The following is a 22,484-nucleotide window of genomic DNA, read 5'->3' on the forward strand; positions in this document are numbered from 1 at the left end:
ATGCCTGCCCCAAGGTGGGGAACACGCCTACGCGCACCCGGCCTGTTTAAGGCGCACAGTAGGGCTTCGTTCATCCATCAGCAGGAACATGGCATGCAGATTCAGGTCAACACGAGCAACGGTGTCAACAACAAGGACGCGCTGGAGCGCTGGGCCGATACGGAGATCAAGCAGCAGCTGAACCGCTTTGTCGAAGATGTCACGCGCGTCGAAGTGCATCTGAGCGACGAAAACCATGACAAGGCCGGTGCCGGCAACAAGTGCTGCGTGATGGAAGCACGCCTTGCGCACCACCAGCCGCTGGCCGTCACGCAATACGCCAACACCCTGGACGAAGCCTTCAGGGGCGCGGCCGAGAAGCTCAAGCGCCTGCTCGACAACACGCTGGGCCGCCTGAACAACCACCGCGACCGCGACTCGATCCGCAAGGACGCGGGCTTTATCGCGGAGTAGCCCGGCAAGCGCAGATTGCAGCTACCGCGGCTTGCGGGGTTTGTGCGCGGGTGGCTTGGTGCCGGGCGTTTCTACCGGAATCAACGGCGGGCGGTGTCCCGTCTGCATCCACTCGTCGTAGAAGTCGATCTTGCGGTCGACCAGCGACAGGGCGCGCTTCCATTCGGCAATGGTTTCGGTCACGCGGGCACGGTGCGCGGCCAGCAGGTCGCGCCGCTGGGGCAGCGTGGTCTTGCCCTGCAGCGCAAGCGCGGTGTATTCCCGCATCTCGGCAATGCTCATGCCGGTGCGGCGCAGCCGGTCCATCAGGTCGAGCCAGCCCACGTGCAGCTCGCCATAGAGGCGCCGGCCGCCTTCATCGCGCGCAACGCCAGGCACGAGGCCCTGGGCCTCGTACCATCGAATGGCGTGCACCGTGCGGCCGGTGCGCGTGGCGAGCTCGCCGATGTGAAAAGGCGGGCCGCTTTCAGCCGGCATGGGCGGCGGTGGCGGACGGCGCCTGGAGCGCGTCCTGCACCAGTGCGGTGTCGAAGTACTCGGTCAGTTCCTTCACCTTGCCTCCTTCGAGTCGATACACGTAGCAATAGCTGTTGTTGTAGCGCTTGCCGGCCTTGGTGGGCACGTCGCCGCGGAACAGCACCACCACGCGGTCGTCTTCTGCAATGATGCGTTCGGTCTTGCTCCGGTAGGGCCCCGCAAACTGCGCGAACAGCGGCTTGATCAGCTCTTCGCGAATCGCCGCCTTGCCCGCGTAGGTGCGCGACCATGGCGTGGTGCCCTCCAGTGTCCAGCTGGCGTCGTCGGCCAGGCTGTCGATGAAGAGCTGGCCGTTGCCCTCGTCAAGCTCCGCGTGAATGCGCTGCACCAGCGCCTTGTTGTCTGTCGTCGTGTTCATGGCTGCATTTCCTCTTGGAATGAATGAACCGGAAGCCCCGGTGGATTCATTGGAAATGCTCGAGTGCACTCTAGGTCAAGCACCATGAACGGGCCACGCGTCAACCCTTGCTCGCGTTGGCCATGGCCTTGCCCACTTCGTTGGTGCCTTGGGCAGAACCGCTCTGTGGCACGACTTCTCCCTCGCGCGAGGTCACTTCGGCAAGCCGCGCGGCAAGTTGCTCGGGCGCGTCCGCGCCGATGCCCAGCCAGGCGCCCTGCGTAAGAGTGATGTGCGCGGCCTCGAAGGTGCCTGCGCCAGCGCAAAGAATGGTGCGGTTGGGCGCGTCCGTGGAGGCCAGCACCAGCATGGCGGGCACCACCGCCTCGGGCTTGAGGGCATCGAGCACTTCCTGCGGCATGAGGCCTTCGGTCATCCGCGTGGCGGCCGTGGGCGCGAGGCAATTGACGCGGATGTCGTTCTTCGCGCCTTCGATGCTCAGCGTCTGCATGAGGCCCACCAGCGCAAGCTTGGCGGCGCCGTAGTTGCTCTGGCCGAAGTTGCCGTAGAGCCCGGAAGACGAAGTGGTCATCACGATGCGGCCGTATTTCTGCTCGTTCATGAGCGCCCAGACGGCCTTGGTGCAGTTCACCGCGCCCATCAGGTGCACGTCGACCACCAGCTTGAAATCGGCAAGGTCCATCTTGGCAAAGCTCTTGTCGCGCAAGATGCCTGCGTTGTTCACCAGGATGTCGACGCGGCCCCAGGCATCGACCGCCTGCTGCACCATGGCCTGTACCGCGTCGAAATCCGTCACCGAGGCGCCGTTGGCCATGGCCTCGCCGCCGGCCGCCTTGATCTCGTCGACCACCGCTTGCGCGGCGCTCACCGAACCGCCGGAACCGTCGGCCGCGCCGCCCAGGTCGTTGACCACCACCTTGGCCCCGCGAGCCGCCAAGGCCAGCGCATGTTGCCTGCCCAGCCCGCCGCCCGCGCCGGTCACGATGGCTATTCGGCCCTTGAAGTCGATGGTGCTTTGAGTCATCTCTTGCTCTCTTTGCTTTGTTTTCCGTGGGGAATGGATGTGTGCCGATGGGCCGCAGCGGCGGCCGCGTGGCGTTTTACCCCAGAAAAGCACGCTGGCGCGAGCGCCCGCGCGTGAGCTCAGTCACGCGCGTGACGCAGCTTTTCGCAGTAGGCCACCAGCTGGTCGAGCTCGGCCGACTTGTCGAAGAAGGCATCGGCGCCCAGTTGCGCGGAGCGCTGCCGCATGTCGGAAGTGGCGTAGTTGCTCAGCACCACGACTTTCTGGCTGGCCAGACGGTCGCGGCAGGCCCTGACCACGCCCAGGCCGTTGCCGCGCTCCAGGAAAAGATCGACGATGGTCAGGTCCCAGTCGTTGCGATGCTGGCGCAGCCAGCGCACCGCCTCTTCCTCGGTGCTGGCGCAGGCCACCACGTCCGCGTCGGCCACGTCGTGCAGGAAGCCGACGAGGTTTTCACGGATGAGGGCGCTGTCCTCGACAAGATAGGCCTTGAAGGTCATGCCGGAATCTCCGGCCGAGCCACGGGCCGGAACGCGAATCTGTAGCTTGCGGGGTGCATGCCACCCATGGTCTCCGCGGCGGCGGTGCCGGCGGTGAGTCATGCAGGCCAATGCCTGTAGGCCATGGGCGCCCGCAGCTGTCGTCAGGCGGGCTGCCCCTTGGTGAGACGCGTAGGACAGCGAGCCGGGTCAGGCCGCAACGGCCATCCGCCCGCGGCCGAGCCCCAGGCGTGCCGGCGACACATACTGCTCGCGGTAGATCTCGAAGGGCATGGTGTCGGCAGCCTCGATGCGCTTTTGCTCCTGGATCGATTCCTCCGTCATGCGCTCGAACCCGGACTGCTCCTCGGGCGGGAACGGCAGTGCCAGGAGAGCGGTGCGGGTCTCTTCGGACTGGGCGCGAATGAAGCCGATGAACGAGTTGCCGTGGCGTTGCTCCACTGCCGCCAGAACCCGCGCCGAAGGCAGGCTGTCGGGGTTCTGCAGCGCGGAAAGCGCCGCTTGCACGGCATCGACATGCTGCGTGCCGCCGTTCGCGGCATCGAGCGCCGTGGCAATGGGCAGGCATTGCTCCACCAGTTCGATGCCCCAGTCGGCCAGCGCCACCTCGCGCCCACCGCGCAGCAGGTGCAGGCCCGGTTCACGTCCGCGCGCGGCGGTGAGGTGCTGGTTGTGCGCCAGTTCGGCAATTTCCTGCGGGGTGTCGGCCGGACTGTCGCTCAGCAGGCACTGCAGCAGGAAAACGTCGATGAAGCGCATGGTCTGCGCATTGATGCCCACCGGCTCGAAGGGGTCCAGGTCCATCAGCCGCACCTCGACATATTCGACGCCCCGTTCGCGCAGCGCATGCAGCGGCCGCTCGCCGGGGTTGATGACGCGCTTGGGTCGGATGGTGCCGTAGAACTCGTTCTCGATCTGCAGCAGGCTGGTGGCAAGCTGGTTGTAGTCGCCGCCCAGGTTGCGGATGCCGATGGCTTCGTACGCCGGCCAGGGCCGCGTGAGTGCGTCCTGCAGCGACGCGCCGTAGCCTTCGAGGCTGTTGTAGCTCACAGCCAGCGAGGCCTGCGCGTCGCTCTGGTAGCCCAGGCGCCCCATGCGCAGCGAGGTGCCGTACGGCATGAACATGCTGCCGTCGCCCAGCGGCTGCAGCTCGTGCGGGCGGCCCGCGACAAAGCTCGAGCACAGCGCCGGCGAAGCGCCGAACAGGTACAGCAGCAGGAAGGCGTGTCGCCGGAAATTGCGAATGAGCGCGAAATACTGTTCGCTGGACACATCGGGCAGCGACCAGTTGTAGTGAATGCCCGAAATGGTCTGCATGCGCCGTCCGTAGCGGTGGCTCAGGCCCATGCGGTACACGCTCTTGGCGCGCCCCACGTTGGAGGAACCGTAGCGCCCGATGGGAATGGTCTCGTCGGTCGGCAGGCCGCAAGGCATGCTCGACACCCACAGGCGCTCATCGCCGAGCGAATCGAGCACGCGGTAGGTGAACTGGTGCACACGCGTCAGCTCGTCCAACGCCGACTCCACATTGGCATGCACGCCCGTGATGAGTTCGAGCTGAGATTCGCTGAAGTCGGTGGTGATGTGCGGATGGGTGAGCGCCGACCCGAGGGCGATGGGATGGGGCGTGAGCGCGAGTTTGCCGTCCGGCAGGGCGCGCAGGCTTTCTTTCTCGATGCCGCGCCGCATCCCCTTCAACCTTGCGGTTGAGAGCGCACCCAACCTCTCCTGCAATCTGCTGCTCATATTCTTATACCCGTCGATCTTCTGAGGGGCTGGAAGGTAGCACGCCCGCGCGGGCACTGCTCGTGCAGGGAATCAGCGCTTCCGCTATGCTGGCCGCCGCTATTGTTTTGGTAGCAAAGTCCATGGTGCTTGCGCTTTCAGATTGGCCGGATCACAAGACTGGAGCACGCGCGAGCCGCCCCGCTAAGCCGCGAGCACGCGCAGGAGAAACCGGTTCAGGTCGGCAATTTCGTCCATGCAGACCGAATGCGCCATCGTGTATTCATGCCACTCCACGGTGTAGCCCAGCGCGGTGAGCGCGTCGCGCGACATCAGCGCCCTGTCGAACGGCACCACCGGGTCTTGCCGGCCATGCGCCAGGAAAACCGGGGTCTGGTGATTGGACGCATGGCGTTCCGCCGCAGTGGTTGCCGCAATGGGCAAGTAGCCCGAGAGGCCGACGATGCCCGCCAGCCGCTCCGTATGCCGCAAGCCTGTCATCAGCGCCATGGCGCAGCCTTGGGAGAAACCGGCCACCACGATGCGCTCGGCCTCGATGCCGCGGGCCTTCTCGTTGGCAATGAGCGCTTCGATGGCGGCCTGCGAGCGGCGAAGGCCCGCCTCGTCTTCGCGCGCGGCCAAGTCGGCCACCGCAATGTCGTACCAGGCGGGCATCTGGTAGCCACCGTTGATGGTCACCGGAATGACTGGTGCGTTCGGGAAAACGAAGCGCACGGGGCCCACGCTCGACAGGTCGAGTTCGTTGGCAATCGGCACGAAGTCGTTTCCATCGGCGCCAAGGCCGTGCATCACGATCACCGTGGCGGTGGGATGGGGGGCGGTTTCGATTTCGATCGGGGAGCGGGACATGGTCGGTAGAAGGTATTCAGAAACGCCAAAAACCAGACCTTAGCGCATTCGGGCCGTCCGGGGCGCGGTCGCACGGAATGCAACACAATGGCGGTTCCACGCCAAACCCATGAGCCCACACCCGACGAAGCCCTCCCCCGCCGCTGCGGCATCAGGCAGCGAAGCCCTGCTGCGCAGCACCGGCCTGCGCGTGACCCGCGCTGCGCAAACCGTGCTGGAGTTGCTTGAACACGCCTCGCAGCCCCTGACGCACGACGACGTGGTTGCCGCCTACACCACTGCCACCGGGGCGCCGCCCGACCGCGTCACCATCTACCGCGTGCTCGACCGGCTGGTTGAAGCCGGCCTGTGCGACCGCCGCGTGGGCGCGGACCGCATCAACCGCTTTTCGCGCCACGTGGAAGCCGCTTCGGGCAACATCTTCGAATGCGACCAGTGCCACAAGGTGCTGGCCCTGCCTTCCGACCCGGAGCTGCCCAAGGTGATGAGCCGGCTGGGCCGCGAGCTGCGCAAGCAAGGCATCGACACGCGCCGCACCGCGCTGACGCTGCACGGCACCTGCGGAGAATGCAGGGGCTGAACACTGCGGGGCGGCTGCGCGCATTGCCCCGCTCAGCACGGCAGGCCGGCATAGACTCCCGGGTTCGATGCAGTCCACGAGCCTTCCCCTCCTCTACAGCTTTCGCCGTTGCCCTTACGCAATGCGCGCCCGCCTCGCGCTGGCCGCAAGCGGCGAACCATGCGAACTGCGCGAAGTCGTTTTGAAGAACAAGCCTGCCGAGATGCTGGCCGCATCGCCCAAGGGCACCGTGCCCGTGCTGGTGCTGCCCGAAGGCGCGGTGCTGGAGCAGAGTCTCGACATCATGCTGTGGGCCCTGCGCCGGAGCGACCCCGAGCGCTGGCTTGAGCCCGATGCGGGCACGCTCGACGACATGCTCACACTGGTGGTTGCGTGCGACAACAGCTTCAAGCCCCAGCTCGACCGCTACAAGTACCCCGCCAGGTTCGACGATTCAGGCGCCGGTGCGCGCGAATCGGGTGCGCAGTTCCTGTTGCAGCTGGAGGCAAGGCTTTCCGGCTCCGGCCAGCTTTTCGGCGCGCGGGCCAGCTCGGCCGATGCCGCCGTCATGCCCTTCGTGCGGCAGTTCGCAATGGTCGATTCCGCATGGTTCGACAGCCGGCCCTGGCCGAAGTTGCTCGCGTGGCTCGCGGGCTGGACTGGCTCTGCGCTGTTCGAGCGCGCGATGCAGAAGTACGCGCCGTGGGCACCGGGCGCGGCCGGCGTCGCCTACCCGCCGGCCTGATCAGCCGAAGTTCGGCGCCCGCCGTTCACGCAGCGAGGCCACGCCTTCGCGCACATCGGCACCGGCAAAGCCCATGAATTCGAGCGCCAGCGATGCATCGAACGTGGGCCCGGCCTGGCGCAGCCAGTTGTTGAGCGCGTACTTGGTCAGGCGAATCGCGCTCTGGCTGCCCGCGGCCAGCCGGTCGGCCAGCTCATAGGCGCGCGGCAGCAGATCGGCCTCTTCCACCGCAAGCGACACCAGGCCGATGCGCTCGGCCTCTTCGCCGCTCACCGGCTCGCACAGCAGCAGGTGGTACTTGGCCTTGGCCATGCCGCACAGGAGCGGCCACACAATGGCCGCATGATCGCCCGCCGCCACGCCAAGCCGTGTGTGGCCGTCGACGATCTTCGCGCCCTTGCTCGCAATGGAAATATCGGCGAGAAGCCCCGCCACCAGGCCGGCGCCCACGGCCGGGCCGTGCATGGCGCTCACGATGGGCTTGTCGCAGTTGATGATGTTGTAGACGAGGTCGCGCGCTTCCTTCCAGACACGCTGGCGCACCGCGTCGTCGGTGGTCATGTCCTGCACCATTGCCAGGTCGCCGCCGCCCGAAAAGCCCAGCCCTTCGCCCCGCAGCACCGCGCAGCGCACCGTGTCGTCAGCCGCCACGTCGCGCCAGATCTCCGCGAGCTCGCGGTGGCCTTCGTGCCCCGCCGTCGGCAGCTTGCCGTTGAGCGCACGCATCTGGATGTCGAGCACCGCATCGTTGGTGCCGCGGCGCGTGATGGAAAGAGTCTGGTAGCGGGTGTAGTCCATGGTGTCTCCACCCCGCATTGCCTGCGAGGATTTTTTTTCGGCCCAGGACGGGACGGTTATTTTCGTGCCGCGACCTCGCGGCAGCGCTGCACGTTGGCTTCGAAACGCGGCGCCAGTCCGGGCTCGCATACATCGCCCGAGGGGTTGAGCCTGCACATGCCGACGACCACGTAGTCCATCACGGCGTCGGTGCACATCGGGTACTTGGCCAAGTCCGGATTGGCTTGCGCCTTGAAGCCCCAGCGTTCAGAGAACTGCACCGTGCGTGCCATCGCCCCCTGGAAAAAGCTGCGGTCGCGCGCGGCAATGGCGGCTTCCATGCGGGGCAGCTCCTCGTTCAGGTAGCCGACAGAATCCAGCGGAAAAGCCGACGGATCCAGCTGGGCGCTTGCAATGGAAGCGGCCAGCGCGAGCGGGGCGGCAAGAAGAATACGCAGGCGCGGAAAAGAAGGCGCAAGACGAAGGGGCGTGCGGTGTTGGTGCATGGCCTGGGATTTTGCAACGTTTGGAAGCATCTTTGCAGGGCAGTCGAAGTGCCTACTTGCCTTTTTTCTGCCGGTCGAACTTGCGCCAGTACTGGAACTCGTCTTCGTGCACCTCCAGGTCGACCTCGGAAATGCGCGATTGCAGCCGCTCCTGCACATCGGCCACGGCCTTGTTGTAGACCAGCGGGCCCACCTCTTCAAGGAAGAAGCCGAGCAGCGCACCGGCGGCGACATTGCCGATCTTCTCTTCCATGTTCTCGTTGAAGTAGCGCTCTATCGACATGATGGCCTGCTGGCGCGCTTCCTTGGAAATCTCGATGGTCATGCGGATGCTCTGGGGGGTTGGGTCATACGATTGTGCCGCTACCATGCGCTGCGGCAGGCGCACGCAGGCCGCAGCACAAAGACCTACAACACGGAGACCGCTTCATGAAACTTCACCCCGCCTTGCTGGCCGCCCTGGCCCTGGCTGCGCTTGCCGGCTGCACCAGCCTTACACCCACCGTGCCGCAGCGCCAGCTGATGCTGGTTGCCAACGACGAAAAGCAGTCGTGGAGCGAGGCCGGCGCCGTGATCCTCGGGCCGATGGGGCGCGACACGGTGCAGGTGCTCGACATCGGCACCGATCCGCTCGCGCCGAAGCTCGTGGGTACGCTGCAGCTGGACAACACCATTGCCGGCCCGCCGGTCAACCTTGCAATCACGCCCGGCGAAACGCTGGCGCTGGTCGCCAACTCGCTCAACGTGGTGGAAGAAAACGGCGTGCGCAAGCAGGTGCCCGACAACCGCCTTTTCGTGATCGACCTGACCGCCACGCCGCCCAGGCTGATCGACACGCTCACCGTGGGCAAGCAGCCTTCGGGCCTGTCGATCAACCGCGCGGGCAACCTTGCGCTGGTGGCCAACCGTGCGGACAACTCTGTGAGCGTGCTGCGCATCGCGGGCAAGCAGGTGACGCTGATCGATACCGTGGCCATGAACGATTCGGTCGCGCACGTGCGCTTTACGCCGGACGGCAAGCGCGCGCTGGCGGCCAAGTTCCCAACCCACAAGATCGCGCTGCTCGAAGTGAACGGCGAGAAGGTCAGCTACAACAAGGTCGACCTTGCGGCCGGCCTCTGGCCCTACAACGTCGACGTCACACCCGACGGCAAGCTCGCGCTCACGGCCGACAACGGCAACTCGGGCGCATCCGACGGGCAGATAGACACCGTGAGCGTGATCGACCTGGAAGCCGCGCCGCCACGCGTGGTCGACAAGGTGGTGGTGGGCGACGGCCCCGAAGGCCTGGCGGTGAGCCCGACCGGCCGGCATGCGGTGGCCGTGCTCCTGCGCGGCAGCAACTCGGCAAAGAATGCCTACTTCTACAACCGCAACGGCTCGGTGGTGCTGCTGAAGATAGACGGCAAGAAGGTAACGCGCGCGAACGAGGTGGTGGTGCGTGGCCTGCCCGAAGGTGCTGTGTGGAGCGCGGACGGAAAGTACCTCTACGTGGGTAACTTCATCGACCAGGACATCACGATCCTGCGCCTGGACGGCGACACGCTGGTGCCAACGGGCAAGTCATTCCCGCTGCAGGGGCACCCGGCCGCAATGCGCGGGACAATGTCGCACTGACAACGCAAGCGAGCTGACCGAAAAAACATGGCCCAACCCAAACGACAACTCCGCACAGTCGAACGCGGCATTCTCTGCCTGGCCATTGGTGCCGCTGTTCTGCTGGGCCCGCGTTTCCTGCAGGGAACGCGATGGTTCGACATGGTGGCGGGGGCCTACCTGGTCGGCTGGTTCGCGCTGGTGTTGGGCGCGGCGCTGGTGGCGGTCGGGCTGTTCCAGCGCGGCAAACCGCGCGAATAGCCAAGCCGCGCCTCGTAGAGGCGAATCAGCCCTTCTTGCCGCGGAGCTTGCCGAAAAGCTCCACGCCTGCCAGCACGATGGCGCCGGCGACGATGCCGACGCCGGCATTCACCCCCATCGAGCCCAGCGCGCCGAACACGCCGCCCGTGGCCTTGGCCCAATCTTCGACCGCGTGGCCGAACGCAGGCACGCCGTGCACCAGGATGCCGCCGCCCACCAGAAACATGGCGGCGGTGCCGGCAATCGACAGCCCCTTCATGAGCCAGGGCGCGGCAGCAAGAATGCCGCGGCCGAGCGCCTGCGCCGCCTTGCTGGCCTGCTGGCTCAGGTAAAGGCCTGCGTCGTCGAGCTTCACGATGCCGGCCACCAGCCCGTAGACACCGATGGTCATGACAAGCGCAATGCCGGCAAGCACGGTGAGCTGCGTGAGAAAGGGTTGGCCCTGAACGGTGCCCAGCGTGATGGCGATGATCTCGGCCGAAAGAATGAAGTCGGTGCGCACCGCGCCCTTGATCTTGTCCTTTTCAACCGCGACCACGTCGACGGCCTCGTCGGCCACCGCCCGCTCGTGCCGCGCGGTGTCGGCCTCGTGTTCTTTCTTGTGCAGGAATTTGTGGGCCAGCTTCTCGAAGCCTTCGAAGCAAAGAAACGCACCGCCCACCATCAGCAGCGGCGTGACCAGCCAAGGCAGCCAGGTGCCGATGGCCAGCGCCGCGGGCACCAGGATGAGCTTGTTGACGAACGAGCCCTTGCACACCGCCCAGACCACCGGCAGTTCGCGGTCGGCCTTGACGCCCGAGACCTGCTGCGCATTCAGCGCGAGGTCGTCGCCCAGCACGCCGGCTGTTTTCTTGGCGGCTACCTTGGTGAGGACCGAGACGTCGTCCAGAACAGTTGCGATGTCGTCGAGCAGCAAAAGCAGGCTGGTGGCCATGGCAAGGGTCGGTGTGAAAAAAAGAATCGGCGAGCTTAGCCGCAACAGCAGCCCGCGCCGGCAATACCCGTACGCGGCAGGCGCGTCAGGTGACGTTGCGCTTGAGGCGGATTTCTTCGACGCGCACGGTACCCAGCGCGGTGGTCTTGGCGGTCTTCATTTCGCGCTTGAAACCGGCCAGTTCAAAAAAGCGCATGGCACGGTCGTTGCGAATGGGCACCCATGCGGTCACGGTGGTGCAGCCTTCTTCTTCCAGGCCTTCTCGAGCGGCATCCCACAGCGCCACGCCGAGGCCCTTGCCCCAGTGCTCGGGCTTGACATAGAGCGCCCAGATCTCGCCCGCGGTGGAAGGCGTCTTGGGGTCGCGCGAGCGGTCGAAGCCGACGAAGCCGACGATTTCGCCGCCCAGTACCGCCACCTGCACCTGCGGTTCGCTGAACTCGATGGCTTCGCGCCATTTGGCTTCGCGGGTGGCCGGGGCCAGCGTGCGCAGCTCTTCCTCGGGCAGGATGCCCTGGTAGGCGGCCTGGGCGGCCAGGGTATGGACTTCGGCGACGGCCTTGGCGTCGCGCATCGTGGCGGGGCGAACTTCGTAATCTGACATGAATGCGGAAAATCAAATGGAACCGCGTATTGTCGCCGCACCGCTAAACTGCTTGTTGCATTCGCAGCAGACACACATCAACAGGAGGTAGATATGGCCAAGGGTCAACAACGCGCAAACAAGGAAGCCAAGAAACCGAAGAAGGACACCTCGCCGCCCAAGCCCGCCGGCACTGGCGGCATCGAGCCGGTCCGCACCATTACCACGGCGGTCATTCCGCGCGGCAAGCTCAAGAACAAGTGACAGACGAAAAGCCAGCGCCCGCCAAGCCGGCCCAGCCCCGCAACCCGCTGCACGGGCTCACGCTGGAAGCCATCGTCACGGCGCTGGCCGACTACTACGGCTGGGAACAACTCGGCCATCTCGTTCCCATCCGCTGCTTCACCTTCGAGCCGAGCGTGGGCTCCAGCCTCAAGTTCCTGCGCAAGACGCCATGGGCGCGCGAGAAGGTCGAAAGCCTTTATCTCTTCATGCTGCGCGAACAGCGCCGCGAGCAGCAGCAACAACAGCCTCCGCAGCGATGAAGGTTCGGCTCGAGCCGTCGGGCCTTGGTTTCGAGGCCGAGGCGGGCACCACGATCCTGAAGGCAGCCGAGGCGGCCGGCATCGAAATGCCGAGCTCCTGCCGCAACGGCACCTGCCGCACCTGCATCTGCCAGCTGCTGTCGGGCCGGATACGCCACACCATCGAATGGCCCGGCCTGAGCGCCGAGGAAAAAGCCGAGGGTTGGATACTGCCCTGCGTGGCCGAGGCGCAAGGCGATCTTGCAATCGACGCGCCGAAGGCGTTCTCGGTCTTCTGACGACCGGCGTTGTCGAGCCCTGCTCAGCCCTGCTTGATGGCCTGAGCCGGCGCTGCGACCACCAGCCGGTCCCGCTGCGCGAGCGATGGAAACAGCCTGAACCAACCCAGCGCAACCATCATGGTGCCAAGCCCTCCCAGCACCACCGAACCCACCGGGCCGAGCAGCGCCGCCGTGGCGCCCGATTCGAACTCGCCCAGCTGGTTGCTGGCGCCGATGAAGATCGAATTGACCGCGCTCACCCGGCCGCGCATGGCGTCGGGCGTTTCGAGCTGCACGAGCGTCTGGCGGATCACCACGTTGACCATGTCGGCACCGCCGGACACGGCCAGCGCGATCAGCGAGACGGCAAAGCTGCGCGAAATGCCGAACACCACCATGCACATGCCGAAGAGCCCCACCGCAATCAGCAGGGTGCGGCCGATGTGCCGCTCGATTGGCCGGCGCGTGAGCGCAATCGACATGATCAGCGCACCCGCCGCCGGCGCGCTGCGCAGCAGCCCAAGGCCCCATGGCCCGGTGTGCAGGATGTCCTTGGCGTAGATGGGCAGCAGCGCCACGGCGCCGCCCAGCAGCACCGCGAAAAGATCGAGCGACACGGCGCCGAGCACGGGCTTGCGCTTCCAGATGAAATTGACCCCGGCAAACACCGTGGCCAGCGTGACCGGCTCGCGCGCAGCCGGCGTATGGGCATAGCGCAGGCGCAGCACCAGCACGCAGGCGATGGCAAAGCACAATACGCTTGCGCCGTACACCACCGCCATGCCCGCCACGAACAGCAGGCCACCGAGCGCCGGGCCTCCGATGATCGCGCCCTGCATGCCCGCCGAGCTGAACGCCATGGCCCGCGGCAGCATGGTGGGCGGCACCAGGAGCGGCGTCAGCGCCTGCTGCGCCGGCATCTGGAAGGCGCGCACGGCGCCGAGCACCAGCGACAGCCCCAGCAGCAGGCCGCGCGTATCGAAGCGCTGCGCCACCGCAAGAAGCAACACGAGCGCCACCACCCCCTGCACCGCAAAGCAGGCCGCCACGATGCGGCCGCGATGGTGGCGATCGACCATGTGGCCGGCCAGCAGCGCCAGCAGCAGCGCAGGAACGAACTGGTAGAGGCCGACCAGGCCGAGATCCCAGGCACTGCTGGTGAGCTCGTACATGTGCCAGCCGATGGCCACCAGCAGCATCTGCGACGCCGCGGTGCCGAAAAGCCGCGCCACCCACAGCTGCATGAACGGGCGCTCGCGCCGGAGTTGGGAGAAGCTCGGAGGCGCGGGAACAGAGGCGGAAACCGGGGCAGGAGAAACAGGAGAGGCGGGGCCGGAGGACATTCGTTCGAGGATAGCCGAGGCTCCATGAGCCTCGCATGAGCGCGGGCTCTCGCTCCTTGCCTTCCCCCTCCTCTCTACACTCGGCCGCATCCATGCCCGACACCGCTCCCCTTATCGACCTCGTCCACGAAGACGCCCACCTGCTGGTGTTGAACAAGCCCGCCGGGCTGCTTTGTGTGCCCGGGCGCGGTGAAGACAAGCAGGACTGCCTGAGCGCGCGCGCCACGCAGCGGTGGCCTGACGCGCTGATCGTCCACCGGCTCGACATGGCAACCAGCGGGCTCGTGCTGATGGCGCGCGGCGCCGCCATGCAGCGTGCGCTCGGCGATGCGTTTGCCAACCGCACGGTGCACAAGCGCTATGAAGCCATCGTCGACGGCGCCATGCCGGTGCGCGATGAATGGTCGGTCATCGACGCGCCGCTGATCGCCGACTGGCCCAGGCGGCCGCTCCAGAAGGTGGACCCCGCGGGCAAGCCGAGCCTCACGCGCTGGCGGGCGCTTTCTTCATCGGTGTCGAATAGGGGAAGTGGTGCGGCCACGCACGTGTTGCTGGAACCGCTCACGGGCCGCTCGCATCAGCTGCGCGTGCATCTGCTGTCGATCGGGCATCCGATCCTGGGCGATGCGCTTTATGGCAATGCCCACGTGCAGGCGCGTGCGCCGCGCCTGCTGCTGCACGCAAGCGAACTGGGCTTTGTGCACCCCGCCACACAGCAAATGCTCAACTTTGAGAGTGCGCCGGCTTTTTCTCTTTCTACAGCCCGCCCTTGACCACCAGCACGGGCATGGTCGCGTCTTGCAGCACCCGCTGCGTGACGCTGCCGAGCAGCAGCTTTTCGATGCCGCTGCGGCCATGGGAGCCCATCACGATCAGGTCGGCCGCAATGGCAATGGCCGTATCGACGATGCCTTCGTGCACCACATGGCCGTCGATCACGCGCTGGTCGCTGTGCAGGCCTTCGGCTGCCAGCGCAGCCACGCCCCGTGCGAGCGCCGCATTCGCGCTTGCGGTGGCCGCGGCCAGGTATTCGTTCTGGCCCAGCGCGTAGTCCGCGCCGACCCCGATGAAGGGATAGTTGTCGATCACGTGAATCAACGTGATGCGGCTTCCGAACGCCAGCGCAAGGCCGCTGGCCTTGCTGACCGCGAGCATGGAAGTTTCGGAGCCGTCGATCGGAACCAGGATGTGATTGAACATGGCGGACCTCACTTTTTTCGTTCGCAGACAGGCGCGGCTCGCAACCGAGCCGGGCCTCCAATTTAACCCCTCGGCCGGGGCGTGACTGTAGGACTCAAGCCAGCGGGGTCAATCCCCCTGGAAACCCTGAGCGCGGCAGGTGACGACCAGGGTGTCGCGCCAGCCGGCTGCCCCGTCTTCGAGCGGCTGGATGGGTGTGGATTCGTGGATCACACGCGCGTCGTCGAGCAGCAGCAGCGTCCACGGCTCGGTCATGGTGAACCGCTCGCCGCGCCTCCCGTTGGCTTCGAACACACGCGTTTCGCCGCCCTTGATGCCGCTGCGCCCGACCAGCGCCACCGCCACCAGGTCGACACCATCGCGGTGCGCGCCTTCGGGCGTGGGCCGGCCGATGCCGCCTGCGGTGTCGATGCGGAACTGGTGCGCCTCGACAAACCACGGTTGCGCCGCGGTACCGCGCATGCCGCTTGCCGCTTCGCCCAGCCGCTGCAGCAGGCGCTGCCACACCGGCTGCGCCACCGTGGTCTCGTGCATGGGCGCAAACCAGCGCTGCATGCCGCCGTGCAGCGCGTTGTATTCGACCGGCTGCCAGTGCGCACGATGCGGCACCTGCGCAATGGCCTCGCCTTCGACGGTAAAGCACGCATGGCGCCGCGTGCGGTAGCGGCCGCCGTCCTTCAGGTATTCATCCGGTGGAAGGTCGTTCCAGTCGGCGTGCAGAGCTTCGAGTTGTTCGAGCGGCACGCCGAGCCAGTCGCTCACGCCTAGCGGGCTGAGCACCGCATAGCCCTGTTCGCGCAGCGCGGGCAGCAGTTCTGCCGGCTGGATGAACGGCGGTGCGAATGCAGCGTTGGTCACGATGCGGTGACCTTCACGTCCTTCCAGAACGCGACGCGGTCACGGATCTCTTCGGCCTCAGGCTTGGGGTCTGCGTAGTACCAGGCGGCGTCCGTGTGGAGTTCGCCGTTGACCAGCAGGGAGTAGTAGCTGGCGGTGCCCTTCCAGGGGCAGGTGGTCTTGTGGTTGCTGAAGGTGACGTGATCGCGGTTGAGCGAGCTCATCGGGAAATAGTGGTTACCTTCGACGAGCACTGTGTCGTCGCTTTCGGCGATGGTGACGCCGTTCCAGGTTGCTTTCATGTGTTGCTCTCCACGGGGAAGGGATATTGTGCCCTTTGGCTTGTTTGCTTCCCGGGGCCGGGGGCCGAGCGAAGCAAAGGCCCGTCGGTTTCCAAGCCCCTCTGTATGCGCCGAGGAGCGGAGGGTTTCGCGGATCAGGGCCGCAGCTGTTCCGAGGAGCGGAGGGTTTCGCGGATCAGGGCCGCAGCTGTTTGAGCGAAGCGAGTTCTGCGGACCCCGCGAAACCTGAGCACCGCAGGCGAGCACCGCAGGTTGCCCCGTAGCGAAGCGCAGGGGTCGCAGACAGTGGGGTCGCCTTTTCTTTGCTTACTTTCTTTTGGCGAAGCAAAAGAAGCAGGGGTCGCAGACAGTGGGGTCGCCTTTTCTTTGCTTACTTTCTTTTGGCGAAGCAAAAGAAAGTAAGTCCGCCGCCGGGCGGAATCCCGGCCCCGGAACGCAAAACCCAAACTGAACCCAAAAACTGAACCCAAAACAACTACATTGCACACAATTTAATTGCGAGCTACAATTCCCCCCATGCCCTCCCCCCAATCCAAAGACGAAATGCTCAAGCTGGATAACCAGCTCTGCTTCGCCGTCTACTCAGCCTCCTTGGCCATGACCCGCCTCTACAAGCCGGTCCTGGAAAAGCTGCAGCTCACCTACCCCCAATACCTCGTCATGCTCGCCCTCTGGGAGCAAGACGGCCCCACCGTCTCCGCACTCGGCGAGCGCCTTTCGCTCGACTCCGGCACCCTCACGCCCCTCCTCAAGCGGCTGGAAGCCAACGGCTACGTAGCCAGGGTGCGCGACGTGGCCGACGAGCGGCGCGTGCACATCACGCTCACCGCCGCCGGCCGCAAGCTCAAGGCCCGTGCAGCCAACGTGCCCGAATGCCTGATGGCCGCCGCGCAGTGCTCGGTGCCCGAGCTGATTTCGCTGACCCAGCAGATCCAGGCCCTGCGCGACCGCATCAAGAAAGCCGCCTGAAACCAAAAGGCACCGCACGCTTCAAGTTTCTTCCCGCTTCGATACAAAGAAGCTCTTTTCACCGTTCCCTTCACCCTCATCCACAAAGGAATCACCATGACCACCAAACTCGACAAGGTTCTCTACACCGCTGAAGCCCACACCGTCGGCGGCCGCGACGGCGCAGGCAAGTCCAGCGACGGCGCCATCGACGTCAAGCTGAGCTCGCCGGGTTCGGGCAAGCCCGGCACCAACCCCGAGCAGCTGTTCGCGGTCGGCTACGCCGCCTGCTTCATCGGCGCGATGAAGGCGGTTGGCCCGAAGATCGGCGTGAAGGTGCCTGAAGACGTGGCCATCGATTCCAAGGTTTCCCTCGGCCCGACGAACGGCGGCGCGGCCTACGGCATTTCGGTGCAGCTCGCCATCACGCTGCCCGGCCTGGACGCAGAACAAAAGCAGAAGCTGGTCGACACGGCCCACCAGGTCTGCCCGTACTCGAACGCCACCCGCGGCAACATCGACGTTGAACTGACGATCGCCTGATTCCGCGCTGAGTGCACCAAAAAAAGAGCGCTCCGGCCACAAGCCGGGGCGCTTTTTTCATGGCCGTCGTTGTCTCACGGGCGACCCGGAAAATGCAAACGCGATAGCGCCATTCATCAAGCTTGGCTAATGTGGCCGCACGCCCTTCAACGCACCGTGGAGATCGATCGACACCATGAGCACCACCAACCTCCTGATCCGCAAGGACGAGCTCGCCGTCTCGCGCCTGCACACCGCCACCGACCAGCCTTTGGCCGACGGCCAGGTTCGCGTTCGCATCGACAGCTTTGCGCTCACGTCCAACAACATCACCTACGCCGCGTTCGGCGATGCAATGAGCTACTGGCAGTTCTTCCCCTCGGGCGACGAAGGCTGGGGCGGCATTCCGGTATGGGGCTTTGCAAGCGTGGTGCAGTCGCTGCACCCGGGCGTGGCGGTGGGCGAGCGGCTCTATGGCTACTGGCCGATGGCGTCCAGCGCGGTGCTGAGCCCCGAGCGGCTGTCGCCGGAGCGCTTTGCCGACGGCGCGCCGCACCGCGCGGCGCTGCCCGCGGTCTACAACCAGTATTTCCGCTGCAACGCCGACCCGCTCTACACCGCCGAGACGGAAGACGCGCAGGCGCTGCTGCGCCCGCTCTTCATCACCTCTTGGCTGATCGACGACTTCATGGCGGACAACGACTTCTTCGGCGCCAAGACCATGCTGCTGTCGAGTGCATCGAGCAAGACGGCGTACGGCACCGCCTTTCAGCTGCACCAGCGCGAAGGCATCGAGGTCATCGGGCTCACCTCGCCCGCCAACGTGGCCTTCTGCGAAAGCCTGGGCTGCTACGACCGCGTGGTGACGTACGACGCGCTTGACAGCATTGCAGCCGACACGCCCAGCGTGTACGTCGACTTTGCCGGCAACGGTGGCCTTCGCAGCGCCCTTCACACGCGCTTCGCCAATCTCAAATACAGCTGCTCGATCGGCGGCACGCATGTGGAGCAGCTCTCGTCCAAGGGCGCCGGCAAAGACCTGCCGGGCCCGCGCGCCACCTTGTTCTTTGCGCCTGCACAAATCAAGAAGCGCACCGCCGAATGGGGCGCCGACGAGTTCGGCCGGCGCATGGTGTCCGCCTGGCGCAGCTTTCTGGCGACCGTGACCGATACAAAAAAGCCGTGGCTGCGCGCCGAGCACCACCACGGCGGCGAGGCCGTGCAGGCGGCCTACGCGCAGGTGCTGGCCGGCAAGGGCGACCCGCGCACCGGCCATATCCTTTCGCTTTACAAACAACCCGGCGGGCTTTGACGGCGCCGGCGCGGGGGTAGCGACAATCGCTGCATGACCCCTTCCCCCGCAGCGCCTGCCAACACCCATCCTTACGAGAGCCTCACGCCCGACGTGGTGCTCGACGCGCTCGCAACGCTCGGCCTGCACGGCGACGGCCGGCTCACCGGCCTCAACTCCTATGAAAACCGTGTCTACCAGGTGTACCTGGAAGACCCGAATCCGTATCCGGCGGTCGTCGTCAAGTTCTACCGGCCCGAGCGCTGGAGCGAAGCCGAGATTCTGGAAGAACACGCCTTCTCGCTCGAACTGGCCGCGGGCGAAGTGCCCGCCGTGCCGCCGCTGGCCTTCGACGGCACCACGCTGCACCACCACGCCGGCTTTGCCTTCAGCGTGAGCCCCTACCGCGGCGGGCGCGCGCCCGAGCTCGACGACTTCGAAGTGCTCGAATGGGTCGGCCGGTTTCTTGCGCGCATCCACACCGTGGGCAGCGCCAAGCCCTTCGAGGCGCGCCCGGCGCTCGACCTGCAGACCTTCGGCATTGCCTCTCGAGACTGGCTGCTGGCCAACAACAAGGTGCCGCTCGATGTGCAGCGCGAATGGGAAGCCGCCTGCAACGAGGCGCTGGACATGATCGGCGCCACCGCACTCGCGGTGAATGCGCCGGCCTCCGACTTCCAGCCGCGCAAGCTGCGCCTGCACGGCGACGTGCATCCCGGCAATATCTTGTGGACCCCCACGGACCGGCCCGGCGGCGGCCCGCACTTCGTCGACCTGGACGACGCGCGCACCGGCTTTGCGGTGCAAGACTTGTGGATGCTGCTTTCGGGCGACCGCGCACAGCGCACCTCGCAGCTGTCGGGCCTGCTCGACGGCTACGAGCAGTTCCGCGAATTCGACCGGCGGGAGCTCGCGCTGATCGAACCGCTGCGCACGCTGCGCCTCATTCACTACAGCGCCTGGCTCGCGCGCCGCTGGGAAGACCCGATCTTCCCGATCAACTTTCCGTGGTTCGGCTCCAGCGACTACTGGAAGGGCCAGATCCTCGTGCTGCAGGAGCAGTGCGAACAAATGGCCGAAGAGCCGCTCTACGCCTGAGCGGCGGCTTCCGCCACGCCTTGCAGGAGCCGCTCCACCAGCACGTTGGACGGCCCCGCGCGCCACACGCCATAGGCTTCAGACTGCGCCACCGTACGGTCGAGCGGGCGGAACACGGCGCCGCGCAGCGCCGAGTGCCGCATGGCCTGCGGCACCAGCGCCACGCCCATGCCCTGCGACACCAGCGACACCACGGCCAGCCAGTGGCGCACCTCGTGCCGCACCTCGGGCAGGAAACCCGCATCGGCGCAGATCGAAAGAATGCGCTCGTGATAGTCGGGTGAGGCTTCGCGCGAGAACAGCACAAAGGGCTGGCTGCGCAGGTCGGCCGGCGCCAGCACCCTCTTGCGCGCGAGCGAATGCCCCGCGGGCAGGCAGCACACAAAGGGCTCGGACAGCAGCAAGCGGTGATGCAGCTCGGGCGGCATGCGGCTCGTATGAACAAACCCAAGATCGAGCCGGTCGTGCAGCAGCTCGGCAATCTGCACGCCGGAATTGAGTTCGCTGAGCGTGATGCGCACCGCCGGATGCTTGGCCTGGAATGCCCGCAGCGCCGGCGGCAATCCGCGGTAGAGCATGGCGCCCACAAAGCCGATGCGCAGCCGCCCCGCAGAACCGCTTGCCACGTCGCGCGCTTCGGTGGCCGCCTCTTCGGCCTGCTGCAACAGGCGCCGCGCCGAAATACGCAGCGCTTCGCCCGCATGCGTGAGCCGCACCTCCTTGCTGTTGCGCTCGAAAAGCCGCGCGCCCACGGAGTCTTCGAGCTGGCGAATGGCGACCGAGAGCGGCGGCTGCGAAATCGACAGGCGCCGCGCCGCGCGCCCGAAGTGAAGCTCTTCGGCTAGCACAGAAAAATAGCGCAGGTGTCGCAGTTCCATGGATAGGCAGATCGAATCGAACAAGACCAATTCGATATTAGACACGGATCGTCGCTTGCTTCAACAATGCGGCGAACCAGGAGACAAACGCATGCCTGAAAACGCCGCACACGCCGCGCCGCAAGCCGCGCACGCCCATCCCATTCCCGACCGCCACGGCCAGAACCTGTTCACCGCCGATGCCGAGCTGCACCGGCTGCTCGTGCTGTACCTTCCCGACGACCTGCGTGCCCACATGCAGCCGCACTTCGAGCGCCTGGGCGGCCTCGCGGGTGGCCTGCTCGACGATCTGGCCGGAACAGCCGACCGCAATCCGCCCACGCTGAAGCAGCGCACCCGCACCGGCCTGGACGAGCAGAAGGTCGTCAAGCACCCGGCCTATGTGGAGATGGAACGCCTTGCGCTCAGCGAGTTCGGCCTGGCCGCCATGTCGCACCGCGACGAAACGCTGGGCTGGAAAGGCAAGATGCCGCCGCTGGTCAAGTACGTGCTGACCTATCTTTTCGTGCAGGCCGAGTTCGGCCTGTGCTGCCCGGTCTCGATGACCGATTCGCTCACGCGCACGCTCAAGAAATTCGGCGACGCAGGGCTGGTCGCGCGCTTCCTGCCGCGCCTCACTTCGCTGGACTTCGACGAGCTTGCGCAGGGCGCCATGTTCATGACCGAGCAGGCCGCGGGCTCGGACATTGCCGCCACCGCGACGATGGCGCGGCGAGAGGCCGACGGCAGCTGGCGCATCACCGGCGACAAGTGGTTCTGCTCGAACCCCGATGCCGACTTTGCAATGGTTCTCGCGCGCGCCGAAGACGGCGCGGCGGGCATGAAGGGCGTGTCGCTCTTTCTGCTGCCGCGCCGTCTCGATGACGGCAGCCTCAACCACTACCGCATCATCCGCCTGAAGGACAAGCTGGGTACCCGCTCGATGGCGAGCGGCGAGATCCGGCTCGAAGGCGCGGTCGCCTACCTTGTGGGCGAGGAAGGCCGGGGTTTCGTGCAGATGGCCGACATGGTGAACAACTCGCGCCTGTCGAACGGCGTGCGCGCAGCGGGCCTCATGCGCCGCGCGGTGGCCGAAGCGGAATACATCGCGTCGCAGCGCCGTGCCTTCCGCCGCACGCTCGACCGGATGCCGCTGATGCAACGCCAGCTGGACAAGCTGCGCGTGCCGGCCGAGCAGGCACGCACCATGGTGTGCCAGACGGCGCTTGCGCTCGCGCGCTCCGACGCCGGCGAGCCCGACGCGTATGCACTGCTGCGCATCCTCACGCCGCTCATCAAGTTCCGCGCCTGCCGCGATGCGCGCAAGGTTACGGGCGATGCGATGGAAGTGCGCGGCGGTTGCGGCTACATCGAGGAGTGGAGCGATCCGCGCCTGGTGCGCGATGCCCACCTGGGCTCGATCTGGGAAGGCACCAGCAACATCGTGGCCCTGGACGTGATCCGCGCGGTGAAGCGCGAAGGCTCGCTGCCGGTGCTGCGCTCGCACTGCGAGAAGCTGCTGGGCGACGCAGCGCTCGCGCCGGCTTTTGCGCAGGCGCTGGGCGATGCACTGGCACGCGCCGCAGCGTTGGCCGAAACGGCCGCGCGCGAAGGCGGCGATGTGCTCGCGCGCCAGGCGGCATCGGCGCTTTACCACTGCACCAGCGCCATCGCAATGGCATGGGAAGCCGCGCACAGCGGTTCCGCACCGCGCCTGCGGTGGGCGCAACTCGTGCTGCTGCACCGCGTGCTGCCGCGCGACCCGCTCGCGCCCGACGCAACGCCCGCGGACTGGAACAGCGCCACGGCGCGCAGCACCGAAACCATTGCCTGATTCACAAAAGAACGGAGAC

The 22,484-nt window shown here is 66.2% G+C and carries 30 protein-coding genes; 14 read left to right on the top strand and 16 right to left on the bottom strand.

What is annotated here, in order from left to right:
* Window positions 1–93 precede the first annotated feature (93 nt).
* Window positions 94–453, top strand: coding sequence for an HPF/RaiA family ribosome-associated protein (locus QHG62_RS18475; protein WP_281146989.1), 360 nt, complete (start codon window positions 94–96; stop codon window positions 451–453).
* Window positions 454–474: 21 nt separating this feature from the next.
* Here QHG62_RS18475 and QHG62_RS18480 read toward each other — a convergent pair whose 3' ends face one another.
* The 6 genes from QHG62_RS18480 to QHG62_RS18505 all read right to left on the bottom strand — a co-directional run bounded on the left by QHG62_RS18480 (window position 475) and on the right by QHG62_RS18505 (window position 5,467).
* Window positions 475–930, bottom strand: coding sequence for a MerR family transcriptional regulator (locus QHG62_RS18480; protein ID WP_281146990.1), 456 nt, complete (start codon window positions 928–930; stop codon window positions 475–477).
* Entirely contained in the window at window positions 920–1,348 is a 429-nt protein-coding gene (locus QHG62_RS18485) for a nuclear transport factor 2 family protein (protein ID WP_281146991.1), read from the bottom strand. The genes QHG62_RS18480 and QHG62_RS18485 overlap by 11 nt, the downstream gene beginning before the upstream one ends.
* Window positions 1,349–1,448: 100 nt before the next feature.
* Window positions 1,449–2,372: an SDR family NAD(P)-dependent oxidoreductase gene (locus tag QHG62_RS18490; RefSeq protein WP_281146992.1), complete on the bottom strand. Its 924-nt coding sequence runs from the start codon at window positions 2,370–2,372 to the stop codon at window positions 1,449–1,451.
* A 119-nt stretch (window positions 2,373–2,491) separates the two neighbouring features.
* Complete coding sequence (locus QHG62_RS18495; protein WP_281146993.1) at window positions 2,492–2,872, bottom strand: response regulator transcription factor; 381 nt, start codon at window positions 2,870–2,872, stop codon at window positions 2,492–2,494.
* 189 nt (window positions 2,873–3,061) lie between these two features.
* On the bottom strand, window positions 3,062–4,618 hold the full coding sequence (gshA, locus tag QHG62_RS18500; RefSeq protein WP_281146994.1) for a glutamate--cysteine ligase: 1,557 nt from the start codon (window positions 4,616–4,618) through the stop codon (window positions 3,062–3,064).
* Between the two features lie 183 nt (window positions 4,619–4,801).
* Window positions 4,802–5,467 (bottom strand): alpha/beta hydrolase, encoded by a 666-nt coding sequence (locus tag QHG62_RS18505; RefSeq protein ID WP_281146995.1) that lies wholly within the window; start codon window positions 5,465–5,467, stop codon window positions 4,802–4,804.
* A gap of 109 nt (window positions 5,468–5,576) precedes the next feature.
* Between QHG62_RS18505 and QHG62_RS18510 the strand changes: the two genes are divergently transcribed.
* The gene (locus QHG62_RS18510) at window positions 5,577–6,047 is read left to right on the top strand and encodes a Fur family transcriptional regulator (RefSeq protein ID WP_281146996.1); all 471 of its coding nucleotides are present in this window, start codon (window positions 5,577–5,579) and stop codon (window positions 6,045–6,047) included.
* Between the two features lie 67 nt (window positions 6,048–6,114).
* On the top strand, window positions 6,115–6,771 hold the full coding sequence (locus QHG62_RS18515) for a glutathione S-transferase (RefSeq protein ID WP_281146997.1): 657 nt from the start codon (window positions 6,115–6,117) through the stop codon (window positions 6,769–6,771).
* Here the strand turns inward: QHG62_RS18515 and QHG62_RS18520 are convergent, their stop codons facing one another.
* From QHG62_RS18520 to QHG62_RS18530, 3 genes are read right to left on the bottom strand one after another with little or no spacing between them, the layout of a single operon-like run.
* A complete protein-coding gene (locus QHG62_RS18520; protein ID WP_281146998.1) occupies window positions 6,772–7,569 on the bottom strand; it encodes an enoyl-CoA hydratase/isomerase family protein in 798 nt (265 codons plus the stop codon). It lies immediately after the preceding gene.
* A 56-nt stretch (window positions 7,570–7,625) separates the two neighbouring features.
* The gene (locus QHG62_RS18525) at window positions 7,626–8,054 is read right to left on the bottom strand and encodes a hypothetical protein (protein ID WP_281146999.1); all 429 of its coding nucleotides are present in this window, start codon (window positions 8,052–8,054) and stop codon (window positions 7,626–7,628) included.
* A gap of 52 nt (window positions 8,055–8,106) precedes the next feature.
* The gene (locus tag QHG62_RS18530; RefSeq protein ID WP_281147000.1) at window positions 8,107–8,379 is read right to left on the bottom strand and encodes a DUF2164 domain-containing protein; all 273 of its coding nucleotides are present in this window, start codon (window positions 8,377–8,379) and stop codon (window positions 8,107–8,109) included.
* A 104-nt stretch (window positions 8,380–8,483) separates the two neighbouring features.
* Here QHG62_RS18530 and QHG62_RS18535 point away from each other — a divergent pair, with 104 nt between their 5' ends.
* Window positions 8,484–9,671: a lactonase family protein gene (locus tag QHG62_RS18535; RefSeq protein ID WP_281147001.1), complete on the top strand. Its 1,188-nt coding sequence runs from the start codon at window positions 8,484–8,486 to the stop codon at window positions 9,669–9,671.
* A 27-nt stretch (window positions 9,672–9,698) separates the two neighbouring features.
* Window positions 9,699–9,911: a hypothetical protein gene (locus tag QHG62_RS18540; protein WP_281147002.1), complete on the top strand. Its 213-nt coding sequence runs from the start codon at window positions 9,699–9,701 to the stop codon at window positions 9,909–9,911.
* A 25-nt stretch (window positions 9,912–9,936) separates the two neighbouring features.
* Here the strand turns inward: QHG62_RS18540 and QHG62_RS18545 are convergent, their stop codons facing one another.
* Window positions 9,937–10,845, bottom strand: coding sequence for a DUF808 domain-containing protein (locus QHG62_RS18545; RefSeq protein WP_281147003.1), 909 nt, complete (start codon window positions 10,843–10,845; stop codon window positions 9,937–9,939).
* 85 nt (window positions 10,846–10,930) lie between these two features.
* Window positions 10,931–11,449: a GNAT family N-acetyltransferase gene (locus QHG62_RS18550; RefSeq protein WP_281147004.1), complete on the bottom strand. Its 519-nt coding sequence runs from the start codon at window positions 11,447–11,449 to the stop codon at window positions 10,931–10,933.
* Window positions 11,450–11,542: 93 nt separating this feature from the next.
* Between QHG62_RS18550 and QHG62_RS18555 the strand changes: the two genes are divergently transcribed.
* Genes QHG62_RS18555 through QHG62_RS18565 form a run of 3 tightly spaced genes read left to right on the top strand, consistent with a single transcriptional unit; the run spans window position 11,543 to window position 12,251 of the window.
* A complete protein-coding gene (locus tag QHG62_RS18555) occupies window positions 11,543–11,692 on the top strand; it encodes a hypothetical protein (RefSeq protein WP_164547877.1) in 150 nt (49 codons plus the stop codon).
* On the top strand, window positions 11,689–11,973 hold the full coding sequence (locus tag QHG62_RS18560) for a VF530 family DNA-binding protein (RefSeq protein WP_126746169.1): 285 nt from the start codon (window positions 11,689–11,691) through the stop codon (window positions 11,971–11,973). Before QHG62_RS18555 ends, QHG62_RS18560 begins: the two co-directional genes overlap by 4 nt.
* Window positions 11,970–12,251: a 2Fe-2S iron-sulfur cluster-binding protein gene (locus QHG62_RS18565; protein ID WP_281147005.1), complete on the top strand. Its 282-nt coding sequence runs from the start codon at window positions 11,970–11,972 to the stop codon at window positions 12,249–12,251. Before QHG62_RS18560 ends, QHG62_RS18565 begins: the two co-directional genes overlap by 4 nt.
* Before the next feature lie 23 nt (window positions 12,252–12,274).
* Here the strand turns inward: QHG62_RS18565 and QHG62_RS18570 are convergent, their stop codons facing one another.
* Complete coding sequence (locus tag QHG62_RS18570; protein ID WP_432445541.1) at window positions 12,275–13,477, bottom strand: MFS transporter; 1,203 nt, start codon at window positions 13,475–13,477, stop codon at window positions 12,275–12,277.
* Window positions 13,478–13,668: 191 nt separating this feature from the next.
* On the opposite strand from QHG62_RS18570, the gene QHG62_RS18575 reads away from it, so the two are divergent.
* Window positions 13,669–14,349, top strand: a complete 681-nt coding sequence (locus QHG62_RS18575) for an RluA family pseudouridine synthase (RefSeq protein ID WP_281147007.1) — start codon at window positions 13,669–13,671, stop codon at window positions 14,347–14,349.
* On the opposite strand, the gene QHG62_RS18580 is transcribed toward QHG62_RS18575, so the two are convergent.
* The 3 genes from QHG62_RS18580 to QHG62_RS18590 all read right to left on the bottom strand — a co-directional run bounded on the left by QHG62_RS18580 (window position 14,333) and on the right by QHG62_RS18590 (window position 15,915).
* The gene (locus QHG62_RS18580; RefSeq protein WP_281147008.1) at window positions 14,333–14,776 is read right to left on the bottom strand and encodes a universal stress protein; all 444 of its coding nucleotides are present in this window, start codon (window positions 14,774–14,776) and stop codon (window positions 14,333–14,335) included. The two genes, QHG62_RS18575 and QHG62_RS18580, sit on opposite strands and share 17 nt — an antisense overlap.
* A gap of 108 nt (window positions 14,777–14,884) precedes the next feature.
* Entirely contained in the window at window positions 14,885–15,634 is a 750-nt protein-coding gene (locus QHG62_RS18585; RefSeq protein ID WP_281147009.1) for a 2OG-Fe dioxygenase family protein, read from the bottom strand.
* Window positions 15,631–15,915, bottom strand: coding sequence for a DUF427 domain-containing protein (locus QHG62_RS18590; RefSeq protein WP_015866436.1), 285 nt, complete (start codon window positions 15,913–15,915; stop codon window positions 15,631–15,633). The genes QHG62_RS18585 and QHG62_RS18590 overlap by 4 nt, the downstream gene beginning before the upstream one ends.
* Window positions 15,916–16,431: 516 nt before the next feature.
* On the opposite strand from QHG62_RS18590, the gene QHG62_RS18595 reads away from it, so the two are divergent.
* The 4 genes from QHG62_RS18595 to QHG62_RS18610 all read left to right on the top strand — a co-directional run bounded on the left by QHG62_RS18595 (window position 16,432) and on the right by QHG62_RS18610 (window position 19,774).
* Window positions 16,432–16,884, top strand: a complete 453-nt coding sequence (locus QHG62_RS18595) for a MarR family winged helix-turn-helix transcriptional regulator (RefSeq protein ID WP_281147010.1) — start codon at window positions 16,432–16,434, stop codon at window positions 16,882–16,884.
* A gap of 96 nt (window positions 16,885–16,980) precedes the next feature.
* Window positions 16,981–17,406 (top strand): organic hydroperoxide resistance protein, encoded by a 426-nt coding sequence (locus tag QHG62_RS18600; protein WP_126750043.1) that lies wholly within the window; start codon window positions 16,981–16,983, stop codon window positions 17,404–17,406.
* 175 nt (window positions 17,407–17,581) lie between these two features.
* Complete coding sequence (locus QHG62_RS18605) at window positions 17,582–18,697, top strand: DUF2855 family protein (RefSeq protein WP_281147011.1); 1,116 nt, start codon at window positions 17,582–17,584, stop codon at window positions 18,695–18,697.
* 33 nt (window positions 18,698–18,730) lie between these two features.
* Window positions 18,731–19,774 carry a serine/threonine protein kinase gene (locus tag QHG62_RS18610; protein ID WP_281147012.1) on the top strand — a complete coding sequence of 348 codons (1,044 nt, stop codon included), beginning with the start codon at window positions 18,731–18,733 and terminating at the stop codon, window positions 19,772–19,774.
* Here the strand turns inward: QHG62_RS18610 and QHG62_RS18615 are convergent.
* The gene (locus QHG62_RS18615; RefSeq protein WP_281147013.1) at window positions 19,765–20,652 is read right to left on the bottom strand and encodes a LysR family transcriptional regulator; all 888 of its coding nucleotides are present in this window, start codon (window positions 20,650–20,652) and stop codon (window positions 19,765–19,767) included. The genes QHG62_RS18610 and QHG62_RS18615 overlap by 10 nt on opposite strands.
* Window positions 20,653–20,743: 91 nt before the next feature.
* Between QHG62_RS18615 and QHG62_RS18620 the strand changes: the two genes are divergently transcribed.
* A complete protein-coding gene (locus QHG62_RS18620) occupies window positions 20,744–22,465 on the top strand; it encodes an acyl-CoA dehydrogenase family protein (protein ID WP_281147014.1) in 1,722 nt (573 codons plus the stop codon).
* Window positions 22,466–22,484: the final 19 nt, after the last annotated feature.

It is taken from the genome of Variovorax paradoxus, assembly GCF_029919115.1.
Lineage (GTDB): Bacteria > Pseudomonadota > Gammaproteobacteria > Burkholderiales > Burkholderiaceae_C > Variovorax > Variovorax paradoxus_O.